This is a genomic window from Oligella sp. HMSC09E12 (assembly GCF_001808505.1).
GTDB classification, from domain to species: Bacteria; Pseudomonadota; Gammaproteobacteria; order Burkholderiales; family Burkholderiaceae_B; genus Oligella; species Oligella urethralis.
Window position 1 is genome coordinate 258,172 of record NZ_KV793615.1, and the last position, 25,476, is coordinate 283,647.

Below are 25,476 nucleotides of genomic sequence, written 5' to 3' on the forward strand. Positions count from 1 at the left end.
GTATACGTGCATGGGGTGAGTACTTAGGTCTTACGCAGGCTGAGGTAGCGCAACGCCTTAATATTGAACGGCCTACCTATGCTCAAATGGAAGCACCTGATGCAAAGCCACGTAAAGCGACTAAAATATAAATAGCACAGGCCTTAGGTATTTCGCTGGAATAACTGTGAAAACTATGGTTTACCTGCTAAAACAACAATTGACGAACATCTAATTTAAAGGCGAAAATATGTGTACTGTTGCGCAAAAAGACGTATTGATTCAATTTTTAGCACAAGTTCAAGCTGGGCTAGCGAGACGCTTGCCCTTATCTTTCAATGAAGACCAGAGAAAACTTGCTTTATTAAGAAGTGATTTATATTCCACTTCTCATGCAGATATAAATTACGAGAAGCTCATTTCGGAAATCAAAGACATTGACGAAAAATATAAGCATTTGCCAATTTTATAGCTTTTATGAATGAGCGATGATTTTTCCGGTATTTGTCGAGATAGTTGTCACATACTCATTAAATTTTAATAATTGGCGTTCTATATGTAGAACCAAACTAGATAGGTTTAATAGCTTATGGTATAATTAAACCTATAATTAAATTGAAGATTCTATGTATGATATCTACCGGTCAACCGAGCAAAAAAGCAGCTTCGTCTGAGAGTTGGCCGTTATCGTGTTTTTTTTGATGTCCAAACACAAATAAAGATTGTGATGTACAAGAAGTCACCAAAAGAGATGATCGGACTTATTAGGGAGTAAGGTATGGATGTCACCAACCACACATTAGTTAGTAAAAATGGCAAACCGGAGTATGTTGTTTTGCCATATGCTGATTATTTACAGTTAACCAGAGGTAAAGAACCACGTATACCCATTGATGGTTCAACTCCCCACGAAGTTGTCAAGCTTGAAGTGGATAATGGCTGGAGTGGTATACGTGCATGGGGTGAGTACTTAGGTCTTACTCAGGCTGAGGTAGCGCAACGCCTTAATATTGCACAGCCTACCTATGCTCAAATGGAAGCTCCTGATGCTAAACCACGTAAGGCGACTAAAATACGAATAGCACAGGCCTTAGGTATTTCAGTGGAACAACTGTAAAAATTATAGAAAAGAAAGTTTTTTTTCTGTTTAATTAAAACTTATAATTTTTTAACTTAAAAATTTGACAAAGATTTAAAAAAAACAATTGAATTAAAAATAGGTGTGTTCCTAGCTTAAAGGATGATTAAAGAGAGGCAATGGCGTAAGCTGTTGCCTCTTCTTTTTGGTAGTTTATGAAGTTATATACTATAAGCAGCAGCTTATTAATAGCTTAAGTGCTAAATAGTTTGCATTTAAACTAGATTTAGCCGAATTTAAGAGCTAATAAGTGAAGTTTAAACTAATCGTCGCATTTATAACACAAAAAAGCCTAAAGATATCAGGGAAACTACTTATAAAAAGAAGCTTTTTCTTAATTAGGGTTTACCTATATATAAAAAACATGTTTAATGAAATTGGCTGCAAATGCGTGGTTTTATATTTGTAGCTGTTGATCTTTTATGTTTTAGGAATTCGGAAGTTTTATTTCCAAAATATATTTCTACATTTTTTAAATATATAAAGGTGATTCATATGCAAAGTATGTCTTTACATACCTCAAAACCGCCAAGCTTAACGCCTCGTGAGCTAAGTGTGTGTGGTCTTGTGGTACAAGGCTACACGAATAAGGAAATCAGTCAAGCACTGGATATCTCCGAGCGCACGGTCGAAACCCATCGTGCGAATGTATTTAGAAAGCTTAATGTGCGCAATGCAGCAGAATTGCAGCATGATTACAGTTATTTATTTGTATAGGAGGCTTCAGAAAGTAATGATGGACAAAGATCTGATACGTAAAAAGCGCAGCAAAACTAGTTCCTCACAGCGAAATAAGCAGTCGATGCCAGCGCAGGATTACACCCTTGACCGGATGACACCGCGGGAAAAAGAGATTTTCCTCTTGACTAAAAAGGGTCTAACCAGTAAAGAGTGTGCAGCTGCTTTTGGTATTTCAGTACGCACAGTAGAAATACATCGCGCCAATATCATTCAAAAGTACCAAGTCAAAAATATTGTTGAATTGGTCTATCGTAGCAATCAAGCCTTAGACAAGGGGAAGAAGCTACACTAGTGGATTACGTGCTGGGCTAGGGAAGTTGTCGTCTGCGCCAACCCGCCTCTTTGGCATAGCGTTGCCAATCAAAACTAGGACCAGGGTCCTGTTTACGTCCGGGGGCAATATGTTCATGACCTCTTACCGCAGTCAAGCCATAGCGCCGCTTCAGTGCCTGCGTTAATAACACCAAGTGATGATATTGAATCGCTTCATATGCCGTTGAGCCTGTACCCTCAAGTTCAATACCAATGGAGTAGGGGTTACATGGTCCACGTCCGACAAAATCGGATTGACCGGCATGAAAGGCCATATCATCAGCACTCACAAACTGCACAATTTGGCCATTGCGACGAATTAAAAAGTGCGCCGATACACGCAAGTCTTTAATCTCTTCAAAAAACGGATGTGTCTTAGGATTGAGCTGATTAGTAAACAGCTGCTCAATGTAGGGACCACCAAACTCATTCGGCGGTAGGCTGATATGATGAATCACCAATAAGCTCGCCCGCAGACCATTGGGTCTTTTCGCAAAGTTGGGCGACGCTACATGCTTAACTAGGGCTTCCTTAGGCTTTTTAAGCACTCTGAACTTTGCTTTACGAGGCGTAGCTGATGGTAGTGTCAAATCCGCACAGCTAAGGCCCGTGTACTGTCTTAACCAGCCATGACGATCGATTTTCAAAAGCGGCGTTTTTTTCTTGGTCTCACTCACACTTTTCATAGAAAATCCCTAAATCCATTGCGCTGTAACTAGCTTACACCTTGTCTGCGCTTTTTGCATGCTCTAAACTGCACCAGGTCTTATTTTTATAATGTACCGCTTCATTTTCAGGGATATGGACGCCACAATAGTTGCATTGAGCCATGGGGATACTTTTAGTGGCTTGCGCCCGTTCCTCTGCCTGCTTAGCTTGGATGGTGCGGCGTGCATTGCTTAAGGCGCGATTGACCAAGACTAAGGCGATGAGGGCAATGATGATTAATAGTAAAAGTCTCATATAAGCTCCGGCAAGTTCCAGCTAGCGTCCGAGAATCATTTCAAAGACAAAGCGCGAACCGGTATAGGCTAACATCAATAAAAAGAAGCCCAGTAAATTCCAACGTAGGGCGATGCGGCCGCGCCAGCCCCAAATAACTCGACCACTCAGTAGAAAGGCAAAGACCAGCCAAGCTAATAGTGTAAAAAAGGTCTTATGGTCATGGGGTAAGAGCTGATGATAGTAGCGCCATGAGACCCAACTACCGGTAGCAATAGAGAGGGTTAATAGGGCAAAGCCGATCCAAACCAGTCTAAATAAAAGACGCTCTTGCAGTAGTAAAGGCGGTTGCGCATCCACTAAGCGATTTAAAAACTTTTGTTTGGAATCAAAATCATGTGGTGTATGTAAGTAGCGGTCAAGCGCCGTGGTGATCAAGGCTTGCACCGTGGCAAGCGCAATCACACTATAGGCTAATAGTGAAATAATCAGGTGGATGCGGAAGATCTCGCTATTAACCTGAATCACCACACCGCTGTCAGAGGTCGGGAAAAAAGCCGGTAATAAGCAGCCTAGCGCACTACTTAGACCCAAAGGCAGTAATAATGCCTTGATGGAAACAAAATTACTTTCAATCCAGAAAATAATCATGCCAAACCAAATCGTAAGTGAAATACTTAGCGCCCAATTGATGCGTATATGATCGCTATAAAGCATCGCATAGTGGACGGCGACACCGTGCAATAGTAAAATCAGTAGCAGTGCCCAATGGCGACCTCCTCTGCTAGCGCTGAGCTCGCGGTTTTGCCAGAGGGGATACCAAATTGAGGCGGCTAGCAGTAGATACGCCAACGCAGATAGATAGTGCAATACAATATCTAGAGACATAAAGCAGAAAGGCTTCTCTTAAAAAATTAATAATACTAAGAATCATTATATACTTTTCTGCCTAACCATAGAGTGATGAATAATGCTTGATAATTTAACCAATCGTTTATCCAGAGTTGTAAAAACTATGCGTGGTCAGGCACGCCTGACTGAAGCTAACACGCAGGAGATGTTGCGAGAGGTCCGCATGGCATTGCTAGAAGCGGACGTTGCCCTACCCGTTGTAAGAGAGTTTATCCAAGAGGTCAAGGAAAAGGCCATGGGTCAGGAGGTGGTAGGTAGTCTGAACCCAGGTCAGGCCTTGGTGGGTGTCGTGAGTGATGAGTTGACGCGCATTATGGGTGGTGATTTGCCGCTCGCTGAGACCGAGTTATCACTTGCGGCGCAGCCACCAGCAGTCATTTTAATGGCCGGTTTACAGGGGGCGGGTAAAACCACGACCACAGCAAAGTTAGCGCGCTTATTGCGTGAGGGTGAGCTCACTCAAAACGGCAAAAAAATCGATAAGAAAAAGGTCTTAGTGGTTAGTGCTGACGTTTATCGTCCCGCAGCGATTGAGCAGCTAAAGACGGTGGCGGCGCAGGTTGGTGTTGATTTCTTTCCTTCCGATGGTTCACAAAAGCCCTTAGACATTGCGCACAGTGCCTTAGAACATGCCAAGCGTCATTTCTACGATGTCCTAATCGTGGATACGGCCGGTCGCCTAGGTATCGATCAGGACATGATGGATGAAATCAGTGCATTACATCGCTTTTTAAAACCGGTTGAGACCTTATTTGTGGTTGATGCCATGCAGGGTCAAGATGCGGTCAATGTCGCGAAGGCTTTCTCCGATGTGTTGCCTTTAACCGGCGTGGTGATGACAAAGCTTGACGGTGATTCGCGCGGTGGTGCGGCCCTTTCTGTGCGCCATGTGACGGGTAAACCGCTGAAGTTTGTCGGTACCTCGGAAAAGCTGGACGGTTTAGAGATTTTCTATCCTGAGCGTATGGCGCAGCGTGTGCTAGGGATGGGCGATATTCTCTCGCTGGTTGAGCAGACGAAGCGCAATATTGATATTGCCGAAGCGGAGAAAATGGCCGCTAAGCTTAAAAAGGGCGATAAATTTGATTTAAATGACTTTTTGGATCAATTGCAGCAAGTCAAAAAAATGGGCGATATGGGCTCTATTATGGAGAAATTACCGGCGCAATTTTCTGCCATGGCGGGTCAATTACAAGGCGGAGAGGCTGAAAAGCAATTGCGCCGTACCGAAGGCATTATTAACTCCATGACTATTGAGGAGCGCTCAAAGCCCGAGATCTTAAAGGCTTCACGTAAGCAGCGTATTGCTAAGGGGGCGGGCGTACAGGTGCAAGAGGTAAACCGCTTATTAAAGCAGTTTGAACAGATGCAAGCCATGATGAAGCAATTCAAAAAGGGCGGTATGCAAAAAATGATGCGTGCGCTTGGTGGCTTAGGCGGTCTGGGAGGCTTGATGGGTGGTGGTGCAGGAGGTCTACCCGGTATGGGTGGTGGTCTGTCTGGCTTAGCTGGCATGGGACGTAACCGTAGCGGTAGTACTAAGCGTAAGCGTCGTCGCTAGTCGAGAAGTACTCACGGTCTGCACGGTCTGCCGTGTTGACTGCGCAAGACAAAAGCCCTAAGTAATCACTTACTTAGGGCTTTATTTAATTAAACGCTATCCTATTTTGGAATACGTAGTACCTGACCTGGGTAGATTTTATCTGGATGGCTAAGCATGGGCTTATTAGCCTCAAAAATCTTCATGTAGTCGTTGGCATTACCATATTGCTCTTTAGCAATTTTGGATAGGGTATCACCGGATTTTACAGTGTAGAAATTAGACTCGCCCTCATTGCTTGCAGCCTCTAGCTGATTATCAACCTGTGCAACACCGATCGTATTACCTAAGGCGACGGCAATTTTTTCAGCAGTCGCAGCATCGGCAGCCTTACCCTTGACCACTACCTTATCACCATCAACCGCAATATCTAAGCCCTCAGCATTTAAGCCGTGCTTATCTAACTCTTTTTTAAGCTCATCAGCGGTTGCTGCTTTTGCTTCACTGCCACCAAATAGCTTCTCACCAACGTTTTTAACAAAGCTGATTAAACCCATTATTTGCTCCTTTTGTCATTGAATAAATAGTCGTCTCTAAGAAAACGACTAGTTTGATTCTAGCAAATTGTTTTGTAACTAACGTATTAATTGGTTATTAAATTTCAGCGAGTATCGTTTAACTAGTGATGCTTTATAGCGTAGCGAATTTATCCGTGGCATCTAATAAAGCAGCTAAAATCCCGGGTTCATTAAAGGCATGACCCGCATCCGGAATTAAGTGAAAGGCGGCATGAGGCATGGCCTTAGACAGCTCCCAAGCAGTTTTAGCAGGGGTGCAGCAATCATAGCGCCCTTGGATAATAATGGTTGGAATATCAGCTAAGCGGTGTGCTTCACGTAACAATTGCCCCTCCTCCATAAAGCCCGCATGCTTGAAATAGTGATTTTCAATACGCGCAAAGCTGAGAACCGCATCCCGATCAGCAAGCGTCAGTGCTTTGGCGGCTGTAGGTAGGAGGGAGATGGTATTACTTTCCCACTGCGCCCAAGCATACGCACAGCGAAGTTGCTCATCCTCATCATTGCCAGTTAGGCGACGATGATAAGCGCTGACCAGATCATCATGTTCGGCAGCTGGTATGGGGGCGAGGTATTTTTCCCATTCATCAGGGAAAATAAAGCTAGCACCGGATTGATAAAACCATTGAACCTCTTCTTTGCGCAGCGTAAAGATGCCACGCAGAATCAATCCCTTGACCCGATTTGGATGCGCTTGGGCATAGGCTAAGGCTAGGGTAGAACCCCAGGAGCCACCAAACACAACATATTGATCGACCTGGAGAATCTCTGCGCGCAAGCGCTCCATATCACTTATCAGCTGTGGCGTCGTGTTATTTTCCAGCGAGGCGGTGGGTTTTGAGCGCCCACAACCACGCTGATCAAATAATAAAATATGGTAGCGCTCGGGATCAAAAAGCTGTCGATGTTGAGGGCTGCAGCCAGCACCCGGGCCGCCATGCAAAAAGATGAGGGGCTGACCCTGGGGGTTGCCGCAGAGCTCCCAATAAACCTGGTGACCTTCACCGGTGTCTAAAAAACCGTGTCGATAGGGCTCAATGGGTGGATACATGGCTTAAGCCTTTTTCTCAAAAATTAAATCCCACACACCGTAACCTAAATTAAGACCACGATTTTCAAACTTGGTTAAGGGGCGGTAATCTGGTCGTGGCGCAAAGTCGGGATAACGATTTTTTAGTGCCTCTTCATGGCTCAGCACCTCAAGCATTTGCATCGCATAATCTTCCCAATCGGTAGCGCAATGCAAATAGCCACCGGGCTTGATGCGGCTCACCAGTTGCTTAATAAAGGGTGATTGCACGAGGCGACGCTTATGGTGACGCTTCTTGGGCCATGGATCGGGGAAGTAAATATGTACCCCGTCAAGGGAATCGGGCGCTAGCATATGATTAACCACATCCACCGCATCATGCTGAATAATGCGGATGTTAGTTATGCCCTCGTCCTCAATGCGATTGAGTAAGGAACCGACACCGCCCGAAAACACCTCCACCCCGATAAAGTTTTTATCCGCCGCAGCGGTAGCGATTTTGGCGGTGGTTTCACCCATGCCGAAACCGATTTCTAGTACCGTCGCGGCCTGACGACCAAAGATCTCCTCATACTGAATAAAGCCTGGTTGATAGCGCAGGCACCAGCGCTCGTAGAGCTCGCCATTTAGCGCACGGCGTTGACCGGGGGTAATATGGGTGCTCCGATGGACATAGCTTTTAATGTGACCCCAGTCCTTTTTTTCCTCGGTCTCTGTGGGCGTTGTTGGTGTTGTGTCCATGTGATCATGTGTTTGCATATAAAACCTCAAGGACTTAGAGAATGCGCATGCCAGGCTCGGCACCCTCAAAGGGTTCTAATACATAAAAACCGGGGTTTTGCTTGCTGTCTGCGTGTGCCGCTGACAGCACCATGCCCTCAGACAGGCCAAATTTCATTTTGCGTGGCGCTAGGTTCGCTACCACGACGGTCAGTTTGCCGATTAATTGCTCGGGCTGATACATGGATTTGATGCCAGAGAATACTTGACGATGGCGACCCTCACCCAGATCCAGGGTTAAGCGTAGCAGCTTATCAGCCCCTTCGACCGCGGCACAATCAATGATTTTCGCAATACGTAAGTCCACCTTTAGAAAATCATCGTAGCTGATGGTGGGTGCAATTGCTTCGCCGCCAGGCTTGACCTCGTCGGTGGGGGCGGTGGCGGTAGGGCTTGCCTCAATCGCTAGTAGCTCGTCTAAATGCTTTTCCTCAACGCGCTTCATCAAGTGCTTAAACGGTGCAATGGCGGTCGGTAGTTCGGCTGCATCAGACCAAATAAAATCGCGTCCTAGGCCAAACAACTCCTTGGCAACATGTGAAGCTAATTCTGGCAGTACTGGCGCTAAGAGTACGGATAGTGCTTTAAAGCCAGCGAGGGCGCGTGAGCAAATATTCTGTAGCTGCGCTTTTTGCTCGGCAGATGCCTCACTAATGCCCTTGGCCATTACCCAAGGTTGTGCCTGGTCAAAAGCCTGATTGATTTTATCCGCTTGTGCCATAATGGTGCGAATCGCACGCGCATATTCACGCGCCTCAAAATCGCTCACAATTTGCTCAGTTAAAGCCTGATATTCGGCCGCTAGCGCCTCTTTATCACCGAGATAATTAAGCTCACCCGCAAAGTGACGGCTGATAAAGTTCGCCGCACGGCTGGCAATATTAATATACTTACCAATTAAGTCGGCATTCACCCGAGCAATAAAATCATCAGGGTTAAAGTCAATATCTTCAACTCGGCTATTGAGCTTCGCCGCTAGATAGTAGCGGAGCCACTCAGGATTCATGCCGATATCCAGATAGCGTAGCGGCGAAATGCCGGTGCCACGGCTCTTGGACATTTTCTCCCCACTGACGGTAATAAAGCCATGTACATTTAGCCCGTCAGGTACCTTGCGCCCTGAAAACTTCAGCATGGCTGGCCAGAACAAGGTGTGGAAGTAGACGATATCCTTACCGATAAAGTGATATTGTTCAGTATCAGAGTCCGGTGCTTGGAGCGCATCAAAATCAAGACCGACCTTATCGCAATAGGCTTTGAAGGCGGCCAGATAACCGACTGGTGCATCCAACCACACATAGAAATACTTGCCCGGCGCATCCGGGATTTCAATCCCGAAATAGGGCGCATCACGTGAAATATCCCAGTCATCTAGCTTACTTTCTTCTAAGCTGGTACCGAGCCATTCGCGGGTTTTAGCTAAGACCTCGGATTGTAAACGTGGCTTATCTTGGGCGTTGTTGCTCTGCGTCCACTGTAAGAGAAACTCCACGCAGCGCGGATCCGATAAATTAAAGAAGAAATGCTCGGAACTTTTTAGTACGGGTGTGGTCCCGGTTAGGGTGGAGTAGGGGTTAATCAGTTCAGTGGGTGAATAGGCGGTACTACAATGCTCACAGGCATCGCCATACTGATCCTTGGCGTGGCAGCTCGGGCATTCACCCTTAATGTAGCGATCCGGTAAAAACATGCCTTTCACAGGATCGTAGAATTGCTCAATGCTACGCTGACTAATTAGACCCGCTTGCTTGAGCTCCTTATAAATGGTTTGGGAGAGCTCGGTATTTTCTGGGCTGTGGGTATTATGCCAATGGTCAAACTTAATATGAAAACCATCTAAGTACTTTGGCCGTTCGGCAGCGATGCGGGAGATCAGCTCCTCGGGGCTGATGCCTTCACTTTCGGCCTTGAGCATAATGGGTGCGCCATGCGCATCATCCGCACAAACAAAGTGTACTGTGTGACCGGACATTCGTAATGCTCTAACCCAGATATCAGCCTGTATATACTCCATAATATGACCGATGTGAAACGAACCGTTGGCGTAGGGTAGAGCCGTTGTAACGAATAAAGTGCGAGACATAGATTTTAAAAAGCAAAAAAATAAAGGATTAAGGAATTAATCCTTTATTCTAATCTATTGAGCTTGGATAATTTGAGGAAAGGGCTAGATTTGCAGAAGAGAGTCGCTATCTAATCTCACGGAATTCGACATCGGTGATCTCAGACTCTGGCGGTCGTGTAAAATTATCCGATTGACGACCGTATTTATATTGATAATGTGAGGTAAAATTTGCTGTTCTGGTACGAGCACGTTGTCTTTGTTCGTGCCAAAACTGGCGTGCAGAAAATGACTTACCGCGGAGGCGATTGATGATATATAAAGCAGCTACCCCGATAAGCAGTGTAAAAATAAATGTAAAGGCCAATACCAAACCGATAAGGGTGATGGTAATAAAGGCTATATTAGCCAATAAGCTTTGAAAAAAGTTTTTCATGTTACGAAATACTCCGTGTAATGATCTGGTTTTCGTAGTCTAAATAGCTACAATCATGCTATTAATAATTAATTCTACTTTATAAATTTGGAAAATCTTTAGAATGAACGCAGAACTTGCAACCTTATACAGTCGCTTACAAAAAGAGTTAGTGGACCCCGTTTTAGGTATCAATATCGGCCATAAAATTAAAGAGCGCGATCTCAGCTTAAAAAAGGGCATGATGTCTTTAATTAAGGGCTCCACCCTACATTTCAAGTTCGAGCCGGGTTATTTTTTAGGTGAGGATAAGCAAAAGGTCCTGATCCATATTCGTCAAATCGCCCAGGAGTGCGGTTTTCCCGAGATCGAGATTGAGTGGTCAGATACCATTCGTAGCCATGTGGTGCAGGGTGGTCTCAAGCCCCTGAAAGCTGTCAAAAATATTGTGGCTGTTTCCTCCGGTAAAGGGGGGGTGGGTAAAAGCACGACCTCGACGAATATTGCTTTAGCGCTATGCCAAGCCGGTGCCCGGGTGGGGATTTTAGATGCGGATGTGTACGGCCCCAGCCAGCCCTTAATTTTAAATATCGAAGACGCCAAAATTGAAAGCGTGGATGAGAGTCAGGGCGGTGGCATGAAGCCGCAGGAGGCTTATGGCTTAGCAGTGAACTCCATTGGTTTTATGCTCGAGACTGACGCCCCTGCGATTTTACGTGGGCCCATGGTAGCGCAGGCGGTTGAGCAGATGCTTAATCAGACCGCTTGGCCTCAATTGGACTATTTAATTATTGATATGCCGCCGGGCACGGGTGATATTGCCTTGACCCTTTCGCAAAAGGCACCGCTAACCGGTTCGGTGGTGGTGACAACGCCGCAGGACGTGGCCTTATTGGATGCGCGCAAGGGTTTACGCATGTTCCAGCGGGTTAATGTACCTATTCTCGGGGTGGTGGAAAATATGAGCGTACATGTTTGCAGTCATTGCGGTCATGCGGAGCATATCTTTGGTGAAGAGGGTGGTAAAAACATGGCGCAGGAGCTTGAAGTGCCATGGTTAGGTGCATTGCCATTAAGTCGTGCGGTACGTGAACAAACGGATGCTGGTCAGCCAACGGTGGTTTCTGACCCCGAATCGGAAGCTGCTAAGCGTTATCATTTGATTGCGCGTCGCCTTGCCTATAATATTTCCGAATTGCCTATCGACCGAAGCGGTGCTTTCCCCAAAGTAGTTGTGGAAAATCTTTAATCCTAAACCAAGTCACTTAACGTTGATTACGCATGGCATTTAAGAGCAATACGCTGCCCAACTTATCTCGTCTTTTTTTAGTGGGAGCGCTTAGTTTAGGCTTCGCAGAGCGTGCCCTGAGCGAGTCCGACTCGATGAGTGGGCCGATTTATGAGCGCGAACGTCAATTGGTTGCAGCCAAAGAGGCTGAGCGAGAGAGGGCAGCAGAGGTGCACGCCCTGGAGATTGAAAATGCCGAGGCCAAGATCAAGGTGCCTGAAGTGATCATTATGCCTGGTGGTCTTAGTCCCGAAGATCTAGAGGTGGTGGATGCCGCCATTTCTTCGGTGGTGCGTCAGGCTGATGATCAGGATAGTCGTGAGGCCGATAGGATTCGCCGACGGGGCCGGGATGCGGTGCTATCCTCCTTGGCCACCCGAGGCTATTTTGACCCTAAGGTGACCTTGGAGGTAGGTGAGGACTTTGAGGGTGAAACCTGGGATATTAGTATTGAGCCTGGCGAGCTCACGCATGTCAATCGTGTCTCCAATGAGTTTAGCGGTACCATTGCTAAGTCATCTAGCTATCAGCAACGGATTGAGGAACTACGCCAGGGTTGGGGCTTGCCTAAGGGTAAGGTCTTTATTAATAAAGTCTGGAGTAGTTCTAAGAACTCGCTCTTACAAGCGGTGGCAAGTCAGGACTTTTATCTGGCTCGGATGACTCATTCACAGGCCTTGATTGATCCTGATGAAGCCACGGCGGATTTAAGCACGGTGATTGATAGTGGACCAGCGGTGCGCTTAGGTCACACGGAGGTACAGGGCTTACGGCGGGTGCCGATAAGTTTAATTCGGCGTTATATACGCTATGAGCCGGGTGAGGAGTTTTCTCAGGAAAAGCTAGACGAATGGCAGCAGACCTTACAATCCACCAATTTTTTCCGTGGTGCCTTTGTCACGATTAAAAAGCCCGACGATCCGGCGATTTACGAGCAGGACGAAGCGGTCTTACCTGTTTTGGTGCGCGTCACTGAGGGGCCAGCCCGCATTATGTCCGCTGCGGTGGGTATTGATGAGGTGAACACCTTCCGGGTTGAGGGCGTATACCGTCAAAATGTGGTGTGGAATCAAGCGGTGACCATGGAGGCTGGTGCTAGTCTGGGACTTAAGGAGCAGCGCGGTTATTTTGATATTTACCGAGCACCGAACTACGATGGGACGGTTGATAGCTTCGGTATTATGGCGCGCCATTCGGATTACTCTGATGAGGAGGTCAGTCGCGCTGCCTTGGGTTGGAAACGTACCCATGAATTTAAATTGGATCCGACCAGTCGGGTCGAGTTTGAGAGTCGTTATTCGGCAGCGATTGCTTATGATTCGGTCAAGCGTAAAGGGCAGCCTAAATTTGAATTGCCTAATGCGGTGTTGACCTACGATTTATTGCGCCGTGATGTGGATAGTAAATTCGATCCGCGATCCGGTAATTTAATTGTCTTAGGTTTGGGTGTCGGCGCTGATTTGGAGCGTGGCGATCCCTTTGCGCGGACTTCGGTGCGTGCGCAGCAATGGTGGCCGATAGGGCGTCGGGATAATATCACGGTACGAGCCGAGCTTGGCTATGTGCATGCTAAAGATAGCACCCGAATCCCCGATGATTTCGGCTATCGTACTGGGGGCGCAGGCTCAATTCGTGGTTATCGCTACTTTGGTATTGGTGAACAGTCCTATAAAAGTATCATTGGTACCCGTGCGCTAGCGGTGGCGAGTGTGGAGTACACCCATTATTTTAATAATACCTTCGGCATGGCCTATTTTGTGGATGCCGGTGATGCTGCACGTAAGTTTAAAGATATGAAGTTGCATCTAGGTACCGGAGTGGGCGCAAGGGTTAAAACACCCGCTGGTCCGCTCTTTTTTGATATTGCCTATGGCCATCGTGATCGCAAAATACGTTGGCATTTCTCCTTAGGTATGGCGTTCTAAACAAAAGAAGATGATGAGTTTTTTTAGATTCACTTGGCTCCGCCTTATCGCTGCTATTTTGATCCTGCTGTTCATGGCTTTAGCCTTGTTGGTGGGCACGCAGTCTGGCAGTCGCTGGCTGTTAAATACCGTGATGGCACAGATTAATGGGCGAATGTTACAGATTGAAGGCACCATCTGGAGCGGTATTGAGAGTAAAGAGTTGGAGGTGGTCACGCCATCGCTCAAGGTGGTTGCCAAGGACAATGCCTTAGCAGTTAATTGGTTGAGTTTGTTGCGAGCGCGCTTAGAGGTTGAGCATCTAGTGAGTGGTGATTTAAGTCTTGAGCTTTTTCCAACGGGGCCTAAAGCTGAGGAAGAGCCGGCTGATGAGTTAAGTCTTCCGATTAGTATCCAAGTTAATCGGGTTTCGGTCGGTAAATTTACCATGACCGATGCGCAGGGCAAGAATTTACCCGTTGGCTTGAGTAATTTTGATCTACAGAATTTAGTCTTAGATGATCGTGGGACCAAGGCTGAGCTAAAGCGCTTGACGGTGACTCATCCCGATGTGGAAAGCGAGTTAAGCGGTACCGTAGCACTGGATAAATTAGCCTATCCTTGGCCGATGCATGTGCGTCTAGATACGGTGAATCAGGGGCTACATACCCAGTCTCCGCTGTGCGTAAACTACCTGCTCGGCAAAACAGGCGATATGCGTATTCAAACCCGTTGTCAGGTAGATGCGATGGTACAGGCCGATGGTGGTTTGGACGATTTGGCGTTGCAAATTAAAGCCAATGGGGTAGAGCAGGGTTTGGATTTAAACCTTGATGCCGGACTAGATATTGAGTCCACCATTCCTTTAACCAAGGCCGTGATTGATTTAACGGTGGCAAAGGATATGCGCTTGGAGGCGGATATTCATTCCGTGCCCTTAGCGTCTAGTGAGGTGAGCGCAGAAGCCGATAAAAAAGTCCCACGTCGCTTAGAAGGGACGCTGAAGACGGATAAATTTGTGTTGGATCTAGTGCAGGACGGTTCACGTTTAGATTCAGCCTTTGATTTTGCAGTGGATGTGGATGCGCATGCTAAGCCCCAATCTTTGCTGTTTAAGGGTGGTATTTTCCGCGGCAGTCGTTGGAATTCCGAGGCTTTAAATGGCGGGATTAATATTGATTTGGATTTTAGCGAGGTGTTTCCAGAGCCAGAGATAACGGCTTGGGACAAACTAAGTGTTAATCGTGCCGATATTTTATTGCGTTTAGGTACTAATCGTATTGAGTCCAAGGGGCAGTTTGGTCGCTCGGAAACCGCCCATGAGGGTTTACAGTTAGATGTGGATTTGCAGGATTTATCGCAAGTGACACCCACGGCCGCTGGTCGTGCAGCATTTAAACTGAATATGTTGGGCAGTCTCAGTGCGCATGATATGAAAGCGCAATTGCATTATGAACCAGCAGTGGCTGCTGCTAGTTCAGCTGCGGTGCCACAGGAAGGCTTGGGCAAAGCACCACTGGATATGCATTTTGATTTAAAAGGTCAATTAAGTAGTGCAGCGGGTCGCTATCAATGGCAGGCTGATTTGGATCAATTACAAGCCTCCCACGCTGGCTTTAAGCTCGCGCAACAGGATACGCTGGATCTAAGCTTTAAGCAAACGGCAGATGATTTTTTACTGGCGATTGGCGCGGTCGATTTGGCCTTAACCATGCCCGGCGAGCATGAGGCGATGGTACATCATCATCGCACCACGCTGAGTGCAAATTCATGGGCCAGCAAGGGGGATTTTAAGAATCTGACGCTGGCTAATCAACTCATGCAATTAGTCGGGCTGGAGCCTAAGTTAGATGCCCGTTTAGCCGCCCTGGAAGCGCAGCCACTGGCCGCCTTAAAGGCGCCTGAACGTAAAGCGCAGCAGCAAGCCTTGGCGCAACTGCGTAAAACGATGGCAGCGCAACGCGGGGTTCAGGCCATTAACTATGATGGGGAGTGGGATTTAAAAGCACAGCCGGAAGTGACGGGGACATTGAATTTACAACGCCAAAGCGGTGCCACCATCCTGCCTTTAGTGCACCCTTTGCCTTTAGATTTTAAGCAAATAAGCATTAATTTAGCCCCAGCGCAGAATGAAGAAGGGGCTAAGCAATTAGTGATTAAGGCCGCAGCTGAGGGTGAGCAGTCGGCGCTAACTGCCGATCTGAGCCTTGAAAGAGGCTTTGCCATGGCCTTGAGTCAAGCGAGCATCCACGTAGACAGCACAGATAAGGCATCGTTAACGGTGGATATTGATACCACGCCCGACCTTAGTCAGCATCAAGTAAGGCAATGGCTTGCTCGTATTGAGGCGAGCGAGTTTGATCTAAGTGCCTTTAGCTTGGGGCAGTTACCGCAGCAGTCCACCTTAAATTTAGAGGGGACGGTGGCGGCGACTGTGTTGCAAGGAGTGCAAATCTTAAGGCTACAACCTGATCTGAAAATTAAGCCAGGTAGTCGTTGGAATACGCAGGATTTAATTGGTCAAATTAAAGCCGAGGTGGATTTGGCAGGGGTCTTTGCCTTGCCGCAGCAAATTGCTTTAGATAAGGCCCTCGCTACACCGAAGTGGTATCAGCTTAAACTCAATCACGTGGATACGGTGATTGATTTAGCGCAGTCGAAAATTGTGTTACATGGGGATGTGGGTCAGCCTGAGAGTGAGCTTAAGTTAAGCGCAGAGATACCTGTTTTGGCGCAATGGTGGCCGCAGACGCCGGGTCAGGCACAGTTGGATTTGACGCTTCGAGGTGATGTTGAGCGGCATAGTTTAAATATAAAAGGTCTTTATGACGCCTTTTTAAGTGCCGATAAAAAAGCACAGCCCTTGTTACTAGCGCTTGAAGCGGATGGCGGTGTGAGCTTTGATAGCGGGCAAGCGCAGCGCTGGGGCTTATCCTTGGCGCAGTTATATGCCTCCTATGCCGGTATGGCGCTTAGTAATCAACAGCCGGTGCCGCTACAGTTTATGCTGCCTACCGATAAGCAGCAGTTAAGCTGGCGTGTGGGTGAGACGGAGCTAAACTTAACTTATCCCGATGCCCGTCAAAGCCATATTTACCATCAACACAGTGAGGGCCAGGCATCCCATTGGCAGACTCAAGGAACGCTCAAGCATCTAATCGCTAGCATGACTCTCTATGAGTACTTACAGGCAGCGGCGGATAGTCTACAGCATAAGAAGGTATTAGCACCACTTGCTGCGGTGAAGCCTGAGGATGAATTGGTTTTTGATGCGGAGTGGCATTTAAAGCAAGAAGATCAACTGAGTGGTAGCTTTCAGCTACAACGTCAAGAGAGCTCCGGTTTATGGCCCTTTCCGACCCCAGTGCCCTTGGATTTTGATCATTTACAGCTAACGATTGAGGATAATCCCAATGAGGCAAGCGCTGATAATCAAGGCTTTAGCGCCGAGGGTATGCACATTGTGGCGCAAGGCGCAGGGCCGAAGTCTGAGTTAGATGCGCAGTTATATTTGCACCCAGCCAGTCCCTTTATGTTGGAACGTGCGCAGCTTAATTTAACGCTGCCCGATGATTCCGAGTTAAATGCCCAAGTATTTACGGGTAGTGCCGGCAATTATTTGGAGCAGACCCGTCTATACGGTCTGTTGCAGACCAAAGGCATTCCACTAGAAAAGCTTAGTTACGGTGCGGTGCCGCCCGGCATGATAAACGGGGATATTCACTTTAATCTGTTATTGAAAGAGGATAATACACCGTTACAGGCCTATGTCACGGGTGAGTTTCAGCCTAGCAGTCGTTGGAATCGTCAGCCCTTGCAGGGCAAAATTGATGTCGGCCTGTATGTTCAAAATGAGCGTGATTTCAGTGTAAGCAAGGCCGATATTGATCTGCGTTTAGGTAAAAGTCGGATTGTCTCTGTGGGTGCTTTTGGTCAGGCCGATGATCGTCTGCAATTATCGATAAAAGCACCAAGCCTGAGTGAGTTGTGGCCGGATTTACCGGGGGCGATTGATTTGGATTTACGCTTGGATGGCAGCATTAGCGATAATCATCTGAGCGCCAAGGGTCGTTTTAGTCAGGGTAATTTCAAGGAGGTGGGTAAAGCGCCCATCGACTTTGATGTGGCAGCGCATGGTGGTTGGAAAGTTTTAGCGGATGGCTATGAGGGCTGGTCTGGGGTGATCGAACGGCTTGATGTGGCGCATGCTGGCTTTGCTATTAATCAGCCGGAAAGTATTAGCTTAAGCTTTATTCCTCAAGGCGCTAATGCTAAACCCGAGTGGGATGTGGGCGCCTCAACCGTGCAGATTACTTTACCGGGCAACCATCGTATCAGCTTGGAACAAGGCGGTTCCAAAGGTAAAGACGGTAAGTTCGATAGCAAAGGGGCTATCCGTGGGCTCACACTTACCCCACAGTTATTGGAGGATGTGACGGATGCCTTCGGCATTACTTTAGGTACCGATGCGGAGGGTAAATCGCTTAACCATGGCATTATTGTGCGGGGACGCCAAACGCCGGTGACGAATCCACCGGTTTTTGATGTGGAATGGGATGTGGACTTTGATGGCGCGTTAAACGGCACCGCCGCTATTTTACATCGCCGTGGTGATTTTATTTTGCCTAGCGATCCACCAGTGGCCTTAGGCTTGCAGACGATGGATTTACGTATCCGCAGCCGGTCACAAGGCGGCACTCGTAGTTTGTTGACGGCTGATCTGAATCTAGCCACCCACTCCAAGGGGCATCTTAAAGGCAATGCGCAACTGCATTTGGACGGTTTTAGTCCGGTTTTTGATAACAGCACCCAAGCGCAGATCGTCGGTCATATGGATGATATTTCTTGGCTGACAGGCCTCACGGGCGACTTGCTGGAATTAGGTGGTCGTGTGGATGTGGATGTCAAGGCCAATTATCGTGGTGGTCGTTGGCTCACTGCAGGTGGGGTGAAAGCGCAGGATTTGCGTATTGTGGAGGTGGAAAATGGGATTCGTCTCCTCAACGGCACCTTAGATCTAGGGCTTAATGGCAATAATGTGGTAATTAATCGTCTTTACTTCCCTAGTGTGATTCGTATTGTGCCTAAAGAGTGGCGTACGCGTCAGTGGATTGAAGAAAATCCACCGGCGCAAAACGGTAGTCTCAATATCACCGGTCAATGGAATCTACAGACCTCACGTGGTAAGGTGAATGTCGTATTAGATCATTATCCTATTTTGCAACGTACGGATCGTTTTGCCATGATGAGCGGTCAGGTGGCGGTTGATGCGGCCTTACCGCGTATTGTGGTGGACGGCAAGGTGACTGCTGATGCCGGTTGGGTCAGTGTGGATATTAAAGGCACCGCACCCACCTTGGATTCGGATGTGATTGTGGTGCGTAAGGGTGAGGAAGCGCCAGTCGCTAAGCAATCTGACTTGGATTTGCTGTTGAATTTTACGGTGGACTTAGGGCCGCGCTTTTATGTGGTGGGTTTTGGCTTAGATGCAGGTTTAGTAGGTGCCATTACGATTAAGCAGGCGCAGCATGAGCTAAGTGCCGAGGGTCAGTTTAATACCCGTGGGGGTGCGATTGAGGCCTATGGTCAGCGTTTGCAGATTCGTCGTGGACGCATTGCTTTCCAAGGGGATATTGCGAATCCGGTACTAGATATTGAGGCCTTGCGTCGTAATTTGGAAGTTGAAGCTGGTTTGCGAGTAGTAGGTAATGCCCGTAACCCTAAAATTACCTTAGTGTCCTATCCTGATGTGAGTGAGGTAGAAAAGCTCTCGTGGTTGATTATGGGGCGCGGACCGGATAGTAGCGGTGGGGATTTAGCGATGCTGCTCAGCGTCGGTACCTCTTTAATCGGCGGTGATCCGGAGAGTGAACCGATATATAAGCAGCTAGGGATTGATGATATTGCCATTCGCAAAGGTGATGTAGGTGAGTCTGGTTCGCTCTTGCCGCGTCGTACGGTAGGCGATAGTACCGCTTATCAGGGGCAGGATGATATTGCTGAGCAGTTTATTAAAATTACGAAGCGTCTAAAGGAAGGCATTGATTTAAGTATTGAGCAGGCCTTATCAGGCTCGGGCACCGTGGCCAGAGTGAGTTATACCCTTATTCGTAACCTCACCGTCGATGCCAAGGTTGGTACCGTAAATGGGCTGGAAATGGTCTATCGTCGTTTCTTTAGAGATTAGATTGGGCGGCAGCCTGTCGCTAAGCTTTGTTGAGCGACAGAGCATAGTAAACTAATGAGCTATACATTCTTAAGGTATTAAGTTGAGCAGGGTAGCATGAGTATTAAAAATGATCGTTGGATTCGCGAAGCGGCTGCGCAGGGCATGATTGAGCCTTACGAGCCGGGTCAGGTGCGTCAGATAAATGGCGAGAAAATTGTCAGTTACGGTACCAGTAGTTACGGCTATGATGTACGCTGTGCGCGTGAATTTAAAATTTTCACCAATATCAATTCCACTATCGTTGATCCTAAGGCCTTTGATGAAAAGTCTTTTGTGGATTTTGAGGGGGATGTGTGCATTATTCCACCCAATTCCTTTGCTTTAGCGCGTACGGTAGAGTATTTTCGTATCCCGCGTAATGTACTTACCGTTTGCTTGGGTAAGAGTACTTATGCCCGTTGTGGGATTATTGTCAATGTCACGCCTTTAGAGCCAGAGTGGGAGGGGCATGTGACCTTGGAATTTTCTAATACCACCCCTTTACCTGCCAAAATTTATGCGGGTGAGGGCTGCGCCCAAATGCTTTTCTTTGAAGGGGATGAGGTGTGCGAGGTCTCGTATCGGGATCGTGCCGGTAAGTATCAGGGTCAGACAGGTGTGACCCTGCCTAAAACCTAAATGCAGGCATGCGAGCCATTGGCTAGGTAGTCGTTAAGCCATAGCACCTAAGCATTTGCTGTGCTATGGTTTCTTTTTTTGGAATTAAGCTTTGACCATAGGGGTTATACATGAAGTTCCGTTTTCCTATTGTAATTATTGACGAGGACTTTCGTTCTGACAGTGCGTCTGGTTTTGGTATCCGTGCTTTGGCGGATGCGATTGAGGAAGCAGGGATGGAGGTGTTACCGGTGACCAGCTACGGTGATTTAACCTCTTTTGTGCAGCAACAAAGTCGCGCCAGTGCCTTTATTTTATCGATTGATGATGAGGAGTTCGATTCGGATTCACCTGAAGAGGTGGCCAGTGCGATTCGTCAGTTGCGCGGATTTATTGCCGAGTTACGCTTTCGCAACGATGAAATTCCGATTTATTTGCATGGGGAAACGCGTACCAGTGAGCATTTGCCAAATGATATTTTGCGTGAGTTGCACGGTTTTATTCATATGTTTGAGGATACACCGGAATTCGTGGCGCGACATATTATTCATGAGGCTAAAAAGTACTTAGACACCCTAGCGCCACCATTTTTCCGCGCCCTGGTGAATTATGCGCAGGACGGTTCTTATTCTTGGCATTGCCCAGGACATTCGGGTGGGGTGGCCTTTTTAAAAAGCCCGGTGGGGCAAATGTTTCACCAGTTCTTTGGTGAAAATATGCTGCGCGCCGATGTCTGTAATGCGGTGGAAGAGTTAGGTCAGTTATTAGATCATACTGGTCCTGTCGCCGAATCGGAGCGTAATGCAGCGCGTATTTTTAAAGCCGATCACTGCTACTTTGTGACCAACGGTACCTCAACCTCCAATAAAATCGTTTGGCACGGTACGGTGGCCGAGGGCGATATTGTGGTGGTGGATCGTAACTGTCATAAATCGATTTTGCACGCCATTACCATGACCGGGGCGATTCCCGTGTTTTTACGTCCAACCCGTAACCATCTGGGCATTATCGGTCCAATTCCATTATCTGAGTTTGAGCCAGCCAGTATTGCAGCCAAGATCGCAGCTAACCCTTTTGCGCGTGAGGCCTTAAATAAAAAGCCACGGATTTTGACGCTGACACAGGGCACTTATGACGGTATTTTGTACAACGTCGAAATGATTAAGGAAAAGCTTGGCAGCACCATTGATAATCTGCACTTTGATGAGGCATGGTTGCCGCACGCATCTTTCCACGACTTTTATGAAAATATGCATGCTATCGGTGAGAACCGCCCGCGGCCACAGGAGCCCTTAATTTTTGCAACCCATTCCACGCATAAACTCTTAGCCGGTTTGTCGCAAGCCTCACAGATTGTGGTGCAAGAATCCGAAACGCGTCAATTAGATCGTAATATTTTTAACGAAGCCTTTTTAATGCATACCTCCACCTCACCGCAATACGCCATCATCGCCTCTTGTGATGTGGCGGCGCAAATGATGGAGCCGCCGGGTGGCACGGCCTTGGTCGAGGAAAGTATTCGCGAATCCATGGACTTCCGTCGCGCCATGCGCAAGGTCGCTTCCGATTATGGTAAGGACGAATGGTGGTTTAAGGTGTGGGGGCCGCCACGCTTAGTGCATGATGATATTGGGGAGCAGGAGGATTGGTTGCTGGAGCCGGATGATGAATGGCACGGTTTTGCCAATATCAGTGAGGGCTTTACCATGCTGGATCCGATTAAGGCGACCATTATTACCCCAGGCCTGGAGATTTCCGGTGAGTTCGGTGAACAGGGGATCCCAGCAGGACTGGTCAGTAAGTATTTGGCAGAGCATGGTATTGTGGTAGAGAAAACGGGTTTATATAGTTTCTTTATTATGTTTACCATCGGTATTACCAAGGGTCGTTGGAATACCTTAGTGACTGCCTTGCAGCAGTTTAAGGATGATTATGATCGTAATCAGCCTTTATGGCGTTGTATGCCTGATTTTGTTAAGCAGTATCCACGCTATGAAAAAATGGGTTTGGGTGATTTATGTCAACTAGCGCATGAAGCGTACCGCCGTCATGATCTGGCACGTATTACGACCGAGGTCTACTTAAGTGAGATGGAGGCTGCACTACGTCCAGCCGATGCCTTTAATAAGATGACGCGCCGTGAAATTGAACGGGTAGATATTGATGCGCTTGAGGGACGTATTACGGCGGTATTATTAACACCGTACCCGCCGGGTATTCCCTTGTTGATTCCGGGTGAACGTTTTAATCGCACCATTGTGGAGTACTTGCAGTTTGCCTGCGAGTTTAATGCATCTTTCCCGGGCTTTGAGACCATTGTGCACGGTTTAAGCATGGAGCAAGGTGAGGATGGCAGCGTTCGTTACTACGTTGATTGCTTAGTGGATAAGTGATTGGCCTAGGCATGAGTAGGTCAAAGGTAGCGTCCAATACGCATAGTGATGTGATTATTATCGGCGCAGGGGCGGCAGGCATGATGTGTGCGGCCCGTGCTGCGGCAGCTGGATTATCGGTGCAGTTACTCGACCATGCACAAAAGTTAGGTGAAAAAATACGCATTTCTGGGGGTGGTCGTTGTAACTTTACTAATCTCGGCGCCAGCTGGGAAAATTATGTCTCGCAAAACCCGCGCTTTGCACGCTATGCCTTAACTTACTATCGGCCGAGTGATTTTCTGGCCTTGTTGGAACGCTATCAAATCCCTTGGCATGAGAAGCATAAGGGTCAGCTTTTTTGCGATCATTCGGCGCAGGACATTATTGATTTATTGAAAAATGAATGTGATGTGGCCGGTGTCCGTTGGCGTATGCCTTGTGCGGTTGAAGGCGTGGAGCGCATGGTGCCAGCTGGTGCGGCGCCGATGTATAGGCTGCAAACCACGGCTGGCGTGTTAAGCGCAGAAAACTTGGTGGTGGCCACGGGTGGCATGGCGATCCCGCTGCTGGGGGCGACTGACTTTGGCTTAAGCTTGGCACGTCAATTCGGTATCAAAGTCGTGGAGCCGCGACCTGCCTTAGTGCCTTTGCTATTTCAGGCAGAGCAATGGCAAAGGTTTTCTGAGCTTTCAGGCATCTCATTGGAGGTACTGATTGCGAATGGGCAGGGCAAAAAGGCGCAACGTTTTGTGGAGGACGTGCTCTTTACCCATCGCGGTTTATCAGGTCCGGGGGTCTTGCAAATCTCTTCTTACTGGGATGGGCAGTCACCGATTTATTTAAATTTAAACCATCAAAGTAATAACGAGCATTGGCTATTAGAGGAAAAGCGTCGTAGCAAACAACAGTTATTGACGCTGTTAAGTACGATTTGGCCTAAACGCTTGGCTCAATTATGGCCACAGCAGCTAGGCTTTAAAACGGATATACGGCTGGCGGAAGTGGCTGATAAGCGCCTGCGTGAACTCGCCTATGCGATAGAAAACTGGTCGCTTAAACCAAGTGCTACGGCAGGCTATAAAAAAGCCGAGGCGATGCGTGGCGGTGTCTCCACCGAGGCCTTAAACCAAAAAACGATGGAGGCCAAGGCGGTAGCGGGGCTCTACTTTATCGGCGAGGTGGTTGATATCACCGGTTGGCTAGGTGGCTATAACTTCCAGTGGGCTTGGTCCAGCGCTGTGGTCTGTGCCGATGCCATGGCGGCCACTCAGTAAATGATAAGTGGCCTTGCCCTTGCTTAGCACGGCGCTAGCGGTGGTATCGCTGTAGATTAATCGCTAAAGTCAATGGCCGAGAGGCGCTTACCTAAGATCACCATCTCGCGACCACTGGGACTGTAGCCTGTGACTCTAAAGCCCTCTTCCGTTTTTTCACCACTTAGAGAGAGCTCAAAATCCCTTTCGGTAAAGCCGAAAAAATCACTTTCATCGCTGGCGCTATACGAGCGGAAGCGAAGACTGGCAACGACATTGCCACCAGCAGTCTCGGTAGTAATAGTACCTGAGTATAAAAACTCATCATCACCACCACGAATACGATTATCTTCGATGACCGTAATACCTGCCTTTGCGGTTGAGCCCTCAACCAATGTTGTGTAGAAACCGTTATCCATTAACTCACTCCTTGATCCTCAGTGATTAGGGCAGGACCCCAAAATATACGCTAAAAGTGTAAGCGGTGATCGTTACATTTTTATTAAATGTATGAATTGCTTAGTTACGATACCAGAAAATTATGAATTGTCATAATTTAAATGTATTTATTTGTAATCAAAATCTGTCTTTGCTATGGCTATAGCGCTTATTTTCTGTTAATTATTTTAAATATCAGCAAGGGCGTGGCAGCTAATCAATGGCTGTATTGATTTGATGTGCAGTCCTTGAAAGGAATGCCACGAAGCGGCCGAATTGCTTTAAAATCCCTTGTTAGATTGTTTGAATGTTAAGCGTCCATGGACTAAGCCTCGGACGCTACGTTGTTAAGGAGAAATTATGTCTTTACCTAATGATCGTAAGTACCTGCCAACGCATGAGTGGATTAAGGCAGAGGGTGATGCTTATATTGTAGGCATCACCGACCATGCACAAGAGCAATTAGGTGATATCGTCTTTGTTGGTGAAGTGGAAGTGGGTAAAAAGCTCGCGGCTAAGGAAGTGGCTGCGGTAGTAGAATCGGTTAAAGCCGCCTCAGATATTTATGCGCCGGTAGCGGGTGAAATTATTGAGTTTAACGAGGCCTTAGATGCTGAGCCAAATTTAATCAATGATGACGCATATGGCCATTGGATTTTCAAAATGAAGGTGGATAATCCTGATGATCTGGATGGCCTTTTAGATGGGGCAGCGTACCTTACTGAGCGTGAATAAAAGCACGTCCACAGGGTTTAATCGCAGCCTGCTGGGTGTGATGTGGCGCCATAGGCTACGTGCCTTGCCAAGCATGCGCGCGAGCATTATACTTTGCTAGTTACAGACCGTTACTGGAAACTCGCATCAGCTTTCGCACAACGATTTGTTGATCGTGGGCTTTGGTGTGCGTGTCTTTAGCAAGGTTTTGCGTACTGCAAGTACTTGCTGATGGCTTAGGCACACGGT

21 protein-coding genes are annotated in these 25,476 nt (G+C 47.5%); 12 read left to right on the plus strand and 9 right to left on the minus strand.

Going from position 1 to position 25,476, the window contains the following annotated elements:
• The first annotated feature begins 229 nt into the window (after nt 1-229).
• From HMPREF3179_RS11285 to HMPREF3179_RS11300, 4 genes are all read left to right on the plus strand, one after another.
• Complete coding sequence (locus tag HMPREF3179_RS11285; RefSeq protein WP_048767784.1) at nt 230-451, plus strand: hypothetical protein; 222 nt, start codon at nt 230-232, stop codon at nt 449-451.
• A 306-nt stretch (nt 452-757) separates the two neighbouring features.
• Nucleotides 758-1,096, plus strand: coding sequence for a helix-turn-helix domain-containing protein (locus HMPREF3179_RS11290; protein WP_070471302.1), 339 nt, complete (start codon nt 758-760; stop codon nt 1,094-1,096).
• Nucleotides 1,097-1,612: 516 nt separating this feature from the next.
• Nucleotides 1,613-1,834 (plus strand): response regulator transcription factor, encoded by a 222-nt coding sequence (locus HMPREF3179_RS12310; RefSeq protein ID WP_018025543.1) that lies wholly within the window; start codon nt 1,613-1,615, stop codon nt 1,832-1,834.
• 16 nt (nt 1,835-1,850) lie between these two features.
• Nucleotides 1,851-2,150 carry a LuxR C-terminal-related transcriptional regulator gene (locus tag HMPREF3179_RS11300; protein ID WP_018025544.1) on the plus strand — a complete coding sequence of 100 codons (300 nt, stop codon included), beginning with the start codon at nt 1,851-1,853 and terminating at the stop codon, nt 2,148-2,150.
• A gap of 16 nt (nt 2,151-2,166) precedes the next feature.
• Here HMPREF3179_RS11300 and ampD read toward each other — a convergent pair whose 3' ends face one another.
• From ampD to HMPREF3179_RS11315, 3 genes are read right to left on the minus strand one after another with little or no spacing between them, the layout of a single operon-like run.
• Entirely contained in the window at nt 2,167-2,856 is a 690-nt protein-coding gene (gene ampD / locus HMPREF3179_RS11305; protein ID WP_018025545.1) for a 1,6-anhydro-N-acetylmuramyl-L-alanine amidase AmpD, read from the minus strand.
• A 34-nt stretch (nt 2,857-2,890) separates the two neighbouring features.
• A complete protein-coding gene (locus tag HMPREF3179_RS11310) occupies nt 2,891-3,133 on the minus strand; it encodes a PP0621 family protein (RefSeq protein ID WP_018025546.1) in 243 nt (80 codons plus the stop codon).
• Between the two features lie 21 nt (nt 3,134-3,154).
• Nucleotides 3,155-4,000: a cytochrome C assembly family protein gene (locus tag HMPREF3179_RS11315; RefSeq protein ID WP_036561078.1), complete on the minus strand. Its 846-nt coding sequence runs from the start codon at nt 3,998-4,000 to the stop codon at nt 3,155-3,157.
• An 82-nt stretch (nt 4,001-4,082) separates the two neighbouring features.
• On the opposite strand from HMPREF3179_RS11315, the gene ffh reads away from it, so the two are divergent.
• Nucleotides 4,083-5,585, plus strand: coding sequence for a signal recognition particle protein (ffh, locus tag HMPREF3179_RS11320; protein ID WP_036561080.1), 1,503 nt, complete (start codon nt 4,083-4,085; stop codon nt 5,583-5,585).
• A gap of 101 nt (nt 5,586-5,686) precedes the next feature.
• Here ffh and lysM read toward each other — a convergent pair whose 3' ends face one another.
• The 5 genes from lysM to HMPREF3179_RS11345 all read right to left on the minus strand — a co-directional run bounded on the left by lysM (nt 5,687) and on the right by HMPREF3179_RS11345 (nt 10,450).
• The gene (gene lysM / locus HMPREF3179_RS11325; protein ID WP_036558121.1) at nt 5,687-6,121 is read right to left on the minus strand and encodes a peptidoglycan-binding protein LysM; all 435 of its coding nucleotides are present in this window, start codon (nt 6,119-6,121) and stop codon (nt 5,687-5,689) included.
• Between the two features lie 133 nt (nt 6,122-6,254).
• On the minus strand, nt 6,255-7,193 hold the full coding sequence (gene pip, locus HMPREF3179_RS11330; protein ID WP_070471305.1) for a prolyl aminopeptidase: 939 nt from the start codon (nt 7,191-7,193) through the stop codon (nt 6,255-6,257).
• Nucleotides 7,194-7,196: 3 nt separating this feature from the next.
• The gene (trmB, locus tag HMPREF3179_RS11335; RefSeq protein WP_070471307.1) at nt 7,197-7,931 is read right to left on the minus strand and encodes a tRNA (guanosine(46)-N7)-methyltransferase TrmB; all 735 of its coding nucleotides are present in this window, start codon (nt 7,929-7,931) and stop codon (nt 7,197-7,199) included.
• 16 nt (nt 7,932-7,947) lie between these two features.
• The gene (metG, locus tag HMPREF3179_RS11340; RefSeq protein WP_070471309.1) at nt 7,948-10,035 is read right to left on the minus strand and encodes a methionine--tRNA ligase; all 2,088 of its coding nucleotides are present in this window, start codon (nt 10,033-10,035) and stop codon (nt 7,948-7,950) included.
• Nucleotides 10,036-10,141: 106 nt separating this feature from the next.
• Nucleotides 10,142-10,450 (minus strand): hypothetical protein, encoded by a 309-nt coding sequence (locus tag HMPREF3179_RS11345; protein WP_070471312.1) that lies wholly within the window; start codon nt 10,448-10,450, stop codon nt 10,142-10,144.
• A gap of 103 nt (nt 10,451-10,553) precedes the next feature.
• On the opposite strand from HMPREF3179_RS11345, the gene apbC reads away from it, so the two are divergent.
• The 6 genes from apbC to HMPREF3179_RS11375 all read left to right on the plus strand — a co-directional run bounded on the left by apbC (nt 10,554) and on the right by HMPREF3179_RS11375 (nt 24,096).
• Nucleotides 10,554-11,678: an iron-sulfur cluster carrier protein ApbC gene (gene apbC, locus HMPREF3179_RS11350; RefSeq protein WP_018025554.1), complete on the plus strand. Its 1,125-nt coding sequence runs from the start codon at nt 10,554-10,556 to the stop codon at nt 11,676-11,678.
• Nucleotides 11,679-11,710: 32 nt separating this feature from the next.
• Nucleotides 11,711-13,642: an autotransporter assembly complex protein TamA gene (locus HMPREF3179_RS11355; RefSeq protein ID WP_070471314.1), complete on the plus strand. Its 1,932-nt coding sequence runs from the start codon at nt 11,711-11,713 to the stop codon at nt 13,640-13,642.
• Nucleotides 13,643-13,652: 10 nt separating this feature from the next.
• Nucleotides 13,653-19,808 carry a translocation/assembly module TamB domain-containing protein gene (locus HMPREF3179_RS11360; protein ID WP_246824460.1) on the plus strand — a complete coding sequence of 2,052 codons (6,156 nt, stop codon included), beginning with the start codon at nt 13,653-13,655 and terminating at the stop codon, nt 19,806-19,808.
• A gap of 96 nt (nt 19,809-19,904) precedes the next feature.
• Complete coding sequence (gene dcd, locus HMPREF3179_RS11365; RefSeq protein ID WP_018025557.1) at nt 19,905-20,468, plus strand: dCTP deaminase; 564 nt, start codon at nt 19,905-19,907, stop codon at nt 20,466-20,468.
• Between the two features lie 110 nt (nt 20,469-20,578).
• The gene (locus tag HMPREF3179_RS11370; RefSeq protein WP_070471318.1) at nt 20,579-22,840 is read left to right on the plus strand and encodes an arginine/lysine/ornithine decarboxylase; all 2,262 of its coding nucleotides are present in this window, start codon (nt 20,579-20,581) and stop codon (nt 22,838-22,840) included.
• A gap of 11 nt (nt 22,841-22,851) precedes the next feature.
• A complete protein-coding gene (locus HMPREF3179_RS11375) occupies nt 22,852-24,096 on the plus strand; it encodes a BaiN/RdsA family NAD(P)/FAD-dependent oxidoreductase (protein ID WP_070471382.1) in 1,245 nt (414 codons plus the stop codon).
• Nucleotides 24,097-24,152: 56 nt separating this feature from the next.
• On the opposite strand, the gene HMPREF3179_RS11380 is transcribed toward HMPREF3179_RS11375, so the two are convergent.
• On the minus strand, nt 24,153-24,494 hold the full coding sequence (locus tag HMPREF3179_RS11380) for a GrlR family regulatory protein (RefSeq protein ID WP_070471320.1): 342 nt from the start codon (nt 24,492-24,494) through the stop codon (nt 24,153-24,155).
• Between the two features lie 379 nt (nt 24,495-24,873).
• Between HMPREF3179_RS11380 and gcvH the strand changes: the two genes are divergently transcribed.
• Nucleotides 24,874-25,248, plus strand: coding sequence for a glycine cleavage system protein GcvH (gcvH, locus tag HMPREF3179_RS11385; RefSeq protein ID WP_018025563.1), 375 nt, complete (start codon nt 24,874-24,876; stop codon nt 25,246-25,248).
• Nucleotides 25,249-25,476 lie beyond the last annotated feature (228 nt).

What these genes read in the sequence shown, in the direction of transcription:
- trmB (WP_070471307.1), bottom strand. Translation starts at nt 7,931, where the DNA reads ATGCAAACACATGATCACATGGACACAACACCAACAACGCCCACAGAG.
- pip (WP_070471305.1), bottom strand. Translation starts at nt 7,193, where the DNA reads ATGTATCCACCCATTGAGCCCTATCGACACGGTTTTTTAGACACCGGT.
- HMPREF3179_RS12310 (WP_018025543.1), top strand. Translation starts at nt 1,613, where the DNA reads ATGCAAAGTATGTCTTTACATACCTCAAAACCGCCAAGCTTAACGCCT.
- HMPREF3179_RS11345 (WP_070471312.1), bottom strand. Translation starts at nt 10,450, where the DNA reads ATGAAAAACTTTTTTCAAAGCTTATTGGCTAATATAGCCTTTATTACC.
- HMPREF3179_RS11315 (WP_036561078.1), bottom strand. Translation starts at nt 4,000, where the DNA reads ATGTCTCTAGATATTGTATTGCACTATCTATCTGCGTTGGCGTATCTA.
- lysM (WP_036558121.1), bottom strand. Translation starts at nt 6,121, where the DNA reads ATGGGTTTAATCAGCTTTGTTAAAAACGTTGGTGAGAAGCTATTTGGT.
- dcd (WP_018025557.1), top strand. Translation starts at nt 19,905, where the DNA reads ATGAGTATTAAAAATGATCGTTGGATTCGCGAAGCGGCTGCGCAGGGC.
- HMPREF3179_RS11380 (WP_070471320.1), bottom strand. Translation starts at nt 24,494, where the DNA reads ATGGATAACGGTTTCTACACAACATTGGTTGAGGGCTCAACCGCAAAG.
- HMPREF3179_RS11360 (WP_246824460.1), top strand. Translation starts at nt 13,653, where the DNA reads ATGATGAGTTTTTTTAGATTCACTTGGCTCCGCCTTATCGCTGCTATT.
- HMPREF3179_RS11285 (WP_048767784.1), top strand. Translation starts at nt 230, where the DNA reads ATGTGTACTGTTGCGCAAAAAGACGTATTGATTCAATTTTTAGCACAA.
- apbC (WP_018025554.1), top strand. Translation starts at nt 10,554, where the DNA reads ATGAACGCAGAACTTGCAACCTTATACAGTCGCTTACAAAAAGAGTTA.
- gcvH (WP_018025563.1), top strand. Translation starts at nt 24,874, where the DNA reads ATGTCTTTACCTAATGATCGTAAGTACCTGCCAACGCATGAGTGGATT.
- HMPREF3179_RS11310 (WP_018025546.1), bottom strand. Translation starts at nt 3,133, where the DNA reads ATGAGACTTTTACTATTAATCATCATTGCCCTCATCGCCTTAGTCTTG.
- HMPREF3179_RS11375 (WP_070471382.1), top strand. Translation starts at nt 22,852, where the DNA reads ATGAGTAGGTCAAAGGTAGCGTCCAATACGCATAGTGATGTGATTATT.
- HMPREF3179_RS11355 (WP_070471314.1), top strand. Translation starts at nt 11,711, where the DNA reads ATGGCATTTAAGAGCAATACGCTGCCCAACTTATCTCGTCTTTTTTTA.
- ampD (WP_018025545.1), bottom strand. Translation starts at nt 2,856, where the DNA reads ATGAAAAGTGTGAGTGAGACCAAGAAAAAAACGCCGCTTTTGAAAATC.
- HMPREF3179_RS11300 (WP_018025544.1), top strand. Translation starts at nt 1,851, where the DNA reads ATGATGGACAAAGATCTGATACGTAAAAAGCGCAGCAAAACTAGTTCC.
- ffh (WP_036561080.1), top strand. Translation starts at nt 4,083, where the DNA reads ATGCTTGATAATTTAACCAATCGTTTATCCAGAGTTGTAAAAACTATG.
- metG (WP_070471309.1), bottom strand. Translation starts at nt 10,035, where the DNA reads ATGTCTCGCACTTTATTCGTTACAACGGCTCTACCCTACGCCAACGGT.
- HMPREF3179_RS11290 (WP_070471302.1), top strand. Translation starts at nt 758, where the DNA reads ATGGATGTCACCAACCACACATTAGTTAGTAAAAATGGCAAACCGGAG.
- HMPREF3179_RS11370 (WP_070471318.1), top strand. Translation starts at nt 20,579, where the DNA reads ATGAAGTTCCGTTTTCCTATTGTAATTATTGACGAGGACTTTCGTTCT.